Raw genomic sequence first — 7089 nt, 5'->3', positions numbered from 1 at the left:
CGGTTGAACACCGGCACACGCATCAGTTCGCGCATGGACGGGAAGCCGAGAATGCGCAGTTCGCCCGTCTGGCCCGACGACCAGAACCCGTAGTAGGGGTCAAGCTCGCCAGGCTCGAGGTTGTAGTTGCCCTTGCCCTGGGCATGGGCTTTGTTCGGGCCGAGTGCTGGCATGAGTGATCCACCGGCTCCGGTGCCGACAAGGGCAGCGGTGGCTGCCGATGCGGTCAACATCGTTCTGCGTGATAGGCCTTTTTTCCTGGTTTCTTCTGCCGACATGGGACTACCTCCTTTTTCGGTCAGGACTTCCTTGAGCCAAGAGCTCGTTTGCGGCACTCACTAAATCCGCCGCGGGATCGTGTGCGGGCGCCATGCCCGCTGCCTTCATGTCCTTGGCGCGCCGGGCCTCCCGCTTGATGACGACCGGGCATTTGGCCGTGCTCTGGTAGAGAACCTGGCAGTGCAGACACTGGTGGCATTCGTTGGGATTGATGCTGCCGTCGGGATGGATCGCCTGGACGAAGCATTCATTCTTGCAGCGGTGGCAGGGGTTGCCGCACTCGCGGTAGCGCTTCAGCCAATCGAACATCCGCATCCTTGCGGGGATCGCCAGTGCAGCTCCCAGTGGGCAGAGGTAGCGGCAGTAGAAGCGCTCGACGAAGAGACCTGCTGTCAGCAGCGCGACCGCGAAGAGAACGAACGGCCAGTCACGCTGGAACTTGAGGATGATCGCGGTTTTGAAAGGCTCGATTTCCGCATATTGCTCGGCCATCTCCAGGGAATAGAGCGACAGACCAAACAGGCCCAGGAAGATCATGTATTTGATCGGCCACAGCCGTTCGTGCAGGCCCCAGGGCAGCTTGTATTGTGGGATCTTGAAATACTGACCGATCTTGTTGGTCAGTTCCTGCAGGGCGCCGAAGGGACAGAGCCAGCCGCAAAAGACGCCGCGTCCCCAGAACAGCAGCGATGCAGCGACCGAGAACCACAAGATGAAGATCAGGGGGTCCATCAGGAATGCGGACCAGGTGAAGTCGCTCATGGCCGCGTTGAAGAAAGCCAGCACGTTGACGACAGAAAGCTGCGCGTTGGCGTGCCAGCCGAGTACGACCAGCGTGACCGTCAGGAATGCGATGCGGAACCAGAAGACGAAGCGCTCGCTTCGCGTGACCTGCATCTGGAAGAAGAAGACGCCAGTCAGAATGATAATCGCGGCGGCAAGGATACCGACCTCATAGCGCTTCTGCCACCAGATGCGATTCCACAAGTGGCTCAGTTCGCCGGGGTCCGAGGCCGCATCCTGGGTTGCTGCACTGCCATCATCGACGGTCTTCGGTGTCTCCGACGGGATCGCTTCGAGGAAGCGGTCGGGAAGATTGTAGCCGAGATCGAAGGTGATGAAAGCTTTGTCGATCGCGCCGACTGCACGTTGCACCAGTAATTGCAGACGGAAGGGATCTGCCGGATCGAAACCGGTATCGGCGGGAATGCGGAACAGATCCAGTTCGGCGAAGGAGGGCGCATCTTCGGGCGCCAGCCGACCGAGGCGCCGGTGCATCTTGTCATGGAAACGGACGGAATTGTCGCCCTGGATCAGCTGTATGCGGTCGAAAATGCCACCGCGCACATAGCCGGAACCCTTGAAGGAATAACGCCCGCGGCCAAGGACAAGTATGGCCTGTTCGTCGTCGTCCAGCCATTCGGTGAGATTGGCGTACTCGTCGTCGCCCAGCAGTGTCCGGCCGATCTCCGGCGCGCTGACGAGTGCCATGTGCATTTCGATGAATGTATCGCTTTCATCGCCGGGCTCGGGCCGCGCAATGGCGCGCTGATCGCCTGATGCGATAAAGGCTTGATTGACCTGGCCGAGATCGAGCTTGAGTGTGCGGATCGAGCCGTCGCCTGCAAGCGTCTGCCAGTCGGAGACAGGAGCATTATCAGTCTCGAACGGAATGATCCGCTTCCCCGGGCCTTCGGAAACCTTGTCCGCCTGAAGGCCGCCGAGTCCCAGTTGCCGCGCAACACGCAGCCCTGCGCGCACGATGGAATCGTCGATGACCATGATGGTGACTGTGGCGCCGGAAACGATATCCAGATCATGCGCGGAACCGCTCGATTCCGCCTCGGCCGCCAGATCGAGGCCGGTGTATTTTGCGATTACCGCGCGGATCGCGCTTTCCGGGATGCCCACAAGCACGATCGGCTCGGTGTGCTTGACTAGCCGTACGCCGGTGATCTTGCCGTCCGGGGCAACGCCCATGACCACATGGATCGGCTTGCCTGAATACCCCGTCGTGGTGACGAAGTCTGAGGTCAGGAAGACGTAGCCGACAACAGCGCCGCCCTTGCGGGCTTCATAGACAGGCAGATCATCTCGCAGGCTCCCGAGCGTATCAGCTTCCGGGACGATGTCCTGAAGCTCGACCTTGTCGATGAAATCGGAGATGAGGGGGGCGGCTATCGCATCAGCGGCAAGGCCGAACCAGGCAATACAGGAAATCAGCAGCGCGCGGCCAATTTGCGCAATCGCGACAACCAGACCTCGGTTCTGCTCGCAAGGCGAAACCCCCTTGCGGGAACCGCGAATGCGTACGGTCGAAATTTGCTTTGGCGATGACATCCGGATTGATCAGCTTTAGGAAAATTGCTGACCAACATTTATTCACCGCGTTCATAGCCTTCTTTGCAGAACTGCAAACAAGTTTGAGAAGCTACAATTCGCGGACAGCTCCATCGGAGTTTTTAACGATACTCTAGGGCGTGGATTTTGAGTGGAAATTAAATGGCTAGTTTGGGTGGGAAGTGGACTCTCGACGTGTGGTGACGAACGTCCGATTCAGGCCGCGAGGGGACCGTCGGCCTTTGAGCCAAGAGCGGTGGAAAGACGACGTTCAAAATATCTGTCGGCATAACTGAGTTGTTCAACTGTGGTATTGAGGCAATACTATTGCTCCATTTTGCCAAACTGGTATCAGACGACAGAAGCGCTTTTATGAATAAACCCCCTAAGCAAAAGATTGTTCCGCCAAGGGCAATGCCCAGCATCCTCGACAAGGAATTGGAGGATCGCAGAGCGGACGCGTTCGGACATCAAGACTACGCGGAGGCGTTGAGGGATCTGGTCGAGGCGCCCACAAACAGACCGCCGTTCAGCGTCGGGCTGCTAGGGCCGTGGGGGACCGGTAAGAGTTCAATCAAGGCTCTGTATCGGCGAGATCTGGAAGATGACAAGACCGAATCGGTCGGCAACCGCCGGATCGATCATATTCATGTCATCACGTTCAATGCGTGGCGTTTTGGCGGTGAGCAGGACTTGAAGCGCGCACTGCTACGGGAAGCGTTCAAACAGCTCGGTGGCGACGAGAACGCTCTACGACAACGTCTGTTTGAGCAGATCAACAAAGTTACCCATGAACGGCGGTCGTTTCTAGAATGGTTTGGCGAGTCGTTTGGCCAGATCATCGGCAGTGCGGTCGTATTGTTGCTGCTCTTTCTCGCAGCGGCGGCGATCACAGCGCTCTTTGTATGGTCGACCGGGATGACGGGCCACCAGTCAGTAGTGTGGGTTACCCTGGCAGCGATAGGCCTGACAGGTTGGTTCGCAAGGAACATCGTTGACCTCCGCGTTCGCTCACCAGCGCGGTTTCTGCCGCAAACGTCGGTTTCGTTTCCCGCGACCTCGGCGGAAGAATACGAGCACTTACTAACGGAGCAGATCAACAAATTCAGAAAGGGCGCCGGCCGGAAATGCGAACGGCTGGTTGTCTTTGTCGACGATCTGGACCGACTGTCGGCACCGGAAATGGTGGCCGGTCTCGACGCCATCCGCACGTTTCTTGAGTTGCCATTTAACACGTCGGAAAACGGCTTCGGTGTTGTTTTTGTCATTTCATGCGACGAGGACAAGATCGCGGAAGCGATCAAGCGGCGAAGCGGGCTCGGCAGTTCTGACTTGCCGGGCGCGGTATTTTCGCGCGGCGATGCACGCCGGTATCTTGACCGCCTGTTTCAGTTTCGGTTGGAAATCCCGCAGTTTCCAAAACTGGACATGCGCGATTTTGCACTGAAGAAGCTCCAAGCGATAGAGAACGTAGCGACTGATCTCAAAAAGCGGAATGTAGCTCTTGAAGACGTAATAGATCGACTGATCCATGTCGATGTGCAAAGCCCACGAAACGCCATTCAGCTTTTGAATGCCTTCATACAGTCGTGGTGGATTGCCAGCCTGCGCGAACGCAACGGTGTTGGTTCCAATGCACCCGGTGAATTGCACAAAGGCGCTGTTACCGACCATCCGCTGTCATTGGCCGCATTGTGCGTGCTTCGCGTCGATTTTCCCGACTTCTACGATGCGGTGCAGAACCGCCCCGAAATCATACAGGAGTTCCGCAGCGCAGTATTTGGCGGCAAGTTACCATCGGAACTGGCGCCACAGGCACGCGAACTACTCAAGGACTTCCTCGTTGTAGACAAGGACGGCATTCTCACCGGCGAAGTGCGGGCCGATCATAGAAAGCTCAGACGTTATCTTTCCAGTCTGGCAGACCTGCGGTGGCCCGTCGTGTTGCAGCCGCTGCTGCGGCTTGCTGAAGACCCGATCACACGGAAGTTCGGCGATAGAGCGGCTGCTGTCTTTGACAGCCTCGTGTCCGGCGATGTTATGGGCGTGCTTGAAGCGTTTGGACGGAATTTAGACGACAAACCCCTAACGGACGAAGATACTCTGCTGCTCGAGGATTTTGGCGAGGCTTTGCCGCAGGAAACCGAGGCGCGCCGCACCAGCGCCGCGCGGGTTTTGGCCGCCTTGGTAGACCGTATACCTATGGAGCGGAGACGCAGAATTCTGTCTCCGCTAATACGACAAATGGCAGCGCTTAAGGCCGTTCGTATGAACATCCAGCCAGGGCGCGCCCAGCAGATCATCGAAGGCGCAACTGCCGAGGATCGACGGGACATTGCCGAAAGGTTTATCGCTGATCTCTTGAATTTAGAGCCGTTGAATTGGCGTCTGGCCACAGGTGGCGAACCCAACCTAGATGAGGTGATAGGCGCTGTCAGGGACACAGTCGATTTAGCCTTGGACGTAAAAGAGTCCAACGGCCTATCTGCCAGTGCGGACACCATGCTCAGGGGTTGGCTGTTGAAACGTGAAATCCGCCTCGGAACCGAATCGCAGACATTGCCATTCACCGAACTTGAGGCGTGGGTAGACAGGCATCGTAGTCTTCTTCCGGAATATCTTGGGACTGACTACTCAGATCAAGCCATCGGTGAACTCGAAGGGCCAGTGACCACTACCGAATTTACAGCCGCCGTCCTCCCGAAAATTTCTTCGATACTCGCTGACACTGCGAAGCTCGGACAGCAAGAGCGTGATGTGCTGTGGAACCAACTTACTCGGCTCGTAGGCGTCCAACCTCAGTCGGCGGCTGCGACCGCGTGGGCCGATGCTGCACTCTACAGCGATCTGGCTAATCCGGATCAACGACGGGCGTTTCTCATCGCGTTCGCCAACCGTCTCAGCAATGAGATGGAAGATGGGAAAACTTGGCCGCTCGAGGCGGGCGAGGGCGCGACCAAATTTAACGATCTGACTGCGGAGTGGTGCGCGGATATCGACCTGACAACGGCAGAAGCGCTAGAAAAACTCGTTCTGCAATGGGCTAAAGATGATTTGCGGGAGCAATTTGCTGTTCGCACACTGGACCTGTTGAAGAGGCAGGCGAAGGTATCTTGGGACCGGATTATTTCCGAACTCAGCAAGAAGGAAATCTCCACGCAGCCGAAAGGCATTTTAGACTATCTGGGGCGCAATTTCGGATCAATTGACGAAGCTGCAAACAACCAGCTCGTGGTCAAGATGGATGAGATAATAAACACGGACGCGCCAGTTGAAGAATCTGTCGAGGGTTATAGCGCGCTCGTGAAGAGCATGCCGGACGTCGCATGGTCAGAGGCTCCGCTTGGGGATCATCTTGTGCGGCAATTGGATCGAATCAACGCGATGCACAACACCCCAGCCTATCTGCGTCAATTCCTGCCGATTTCATCGAACTTGTTCAAATTTGCTGCTAATGGGAAGGTTGCGCAGATATTGACCCCGTTGCTTGCAAATGCGGTCGGCACGCCCAAGCCATATGTCGTCGTTCATCGGTGCATGATCGGCGTATGGCCTAAGCCGAATGAACAAATCGGCGACTATAGGCCGGATGATATAGTGGTAAGGGCATGTCAGTTCATTCGCGAGCAACCCGGCAACAAGGGGATCGGTGACGTATATGAATCAGTTTGCGACATGGCAGTGCGAGGTCTGTCGGATGCGGGAAGCAATCAAGGAATAGCGGACGTCACGCCGCTCGTGTGGAGTACAGTGCCGGGCCGTGTTTCAGCATTGTCCAGTTTCGTAACAACGATCCTGACGCCTGCGAATGTAACGAATATTCTCATACAGCCCCAGGCGCAGGATTTGCAGAATGGCGATCTGTCCTCGTTATTGGCCGCTACATCGAAGGCTTTCGACGAGGACAAACGGCTCGAAGCGGCTAGACTTATCCTTGGCTCGTCACCTGTGCCACTGTTTGAAAGACCCGATGGTGCACTCGAATTCTGGATTTCGGCTATTTCCGCCAGTGATCCGCAGTTTGCGATAGATTTTCTTGCCGATGATGGCCTGAACGATGAGCAACGGAACCGGATTCTTGTACACGTCGTAGACGCAGAAATTGCGAGCTCTCCGGCTTCAGTTGAAGCATTGCTGAAGGACACGGAGCGAACGAAGACGAGAACTGCGCTTGTCGAACGGCTGGCTCAGATCGGGCAGGCGTGCACTTCGACGAGCGCCAAGAGCGAGTTGGCGAAACATATGATTCTATCTCTTCCCTCGTTGACGGGAGGAGAGTTGGACTCTGTGACCCGGCAAATAGCCGATCTGGGTGGCTTAAGGGCGCTCGAACGCAATGACGAGGTCTTGGGCAAGCTTGATGAAGAACAGATGGGCGTCCTTGCCAATGCAATTCCCTCTTCCGGCCGACTGCGCAAGCTAAATGAGGAGTTCGATAGATAACGCACAGAATGTGTGAGCCAGTTATCG

The 7089-nt window shown here is 56.5% G+C and carries 3 protein-coding genes; 1 reads left to right on the top strand and 2 read right to left on the bottom strand.

Annotated elements, in window-relative coordinates; genetic code table 11:
* Positions 1-278, bottom strand: a 278-nt coding sequence (locus ACKTEK_RS08795) for a twin-arginine translocation signal domain-containing protein (RefSeq protein WP_409164852.1), incomplete at its 3' end; no start/stop codon positions are given.
* Positions 279-282: 4 nt separating this feature from the next.
* Positions 283-2619, bottom strand: coding sequence for a 4Fe-4S binding protein (locus ACKTEK_RS08790; protein WP_409164851.1), 2337 nt, complete (start codon positions 2617-2619; stop codon positions 283-285).
* Positions 2620-2991: 372 nt separating this feature from the next.
* Here ACKTEK_RS08790 and ACKTEK_RS08785 point away from each other — a divergent pair, with 372 nt between their 5' ends.
* On the top strand, positions 2992-7062 hold the full coding sequence (locus ACKTEK_RS08785) for a P-loop NTPase fold protein (protein WP_409164850.1): 4071 nt from the start codon (positions 2992-2994) through the stop codon (positions 7060-7062).
* The last annotated feature ends 27 nt before the right edge of the window (positions 7063-7089 follow it).

Source organism: Tepidamorphus sp. 3E244 (genome assembly GCF_046159835.1).
Classification (GTDB): Bacteria; Pseudomonadota; Alphaproteobacteria; order Rhizobiales; family Tepidamorphaceae; genus JACKJK01.
The sequence above is the reverse complement of the archived record's forward strand: the minus strand, read 5'-3'. Positions and strand labels throughout refer to the sequence as shown.

Excerpts from the sequence above, each read along its gene's own strand:
- ACKTEK_RS08790 (WP_409164851.1), bottom strand. The coding sequence starts at position 2,619 with ATGTCATCGCCAAAGCAAATTTCGACCGTACGCATTCGCGGTTCCCGC.
- ACKTEK_RS08785 (WP_409164850.1), top strand. The coding sequence starts at position 2,992 with ATGAATAAACCCCCTAAGCAAAAGATTGTTCCGCCAAGGGCAATGCCC.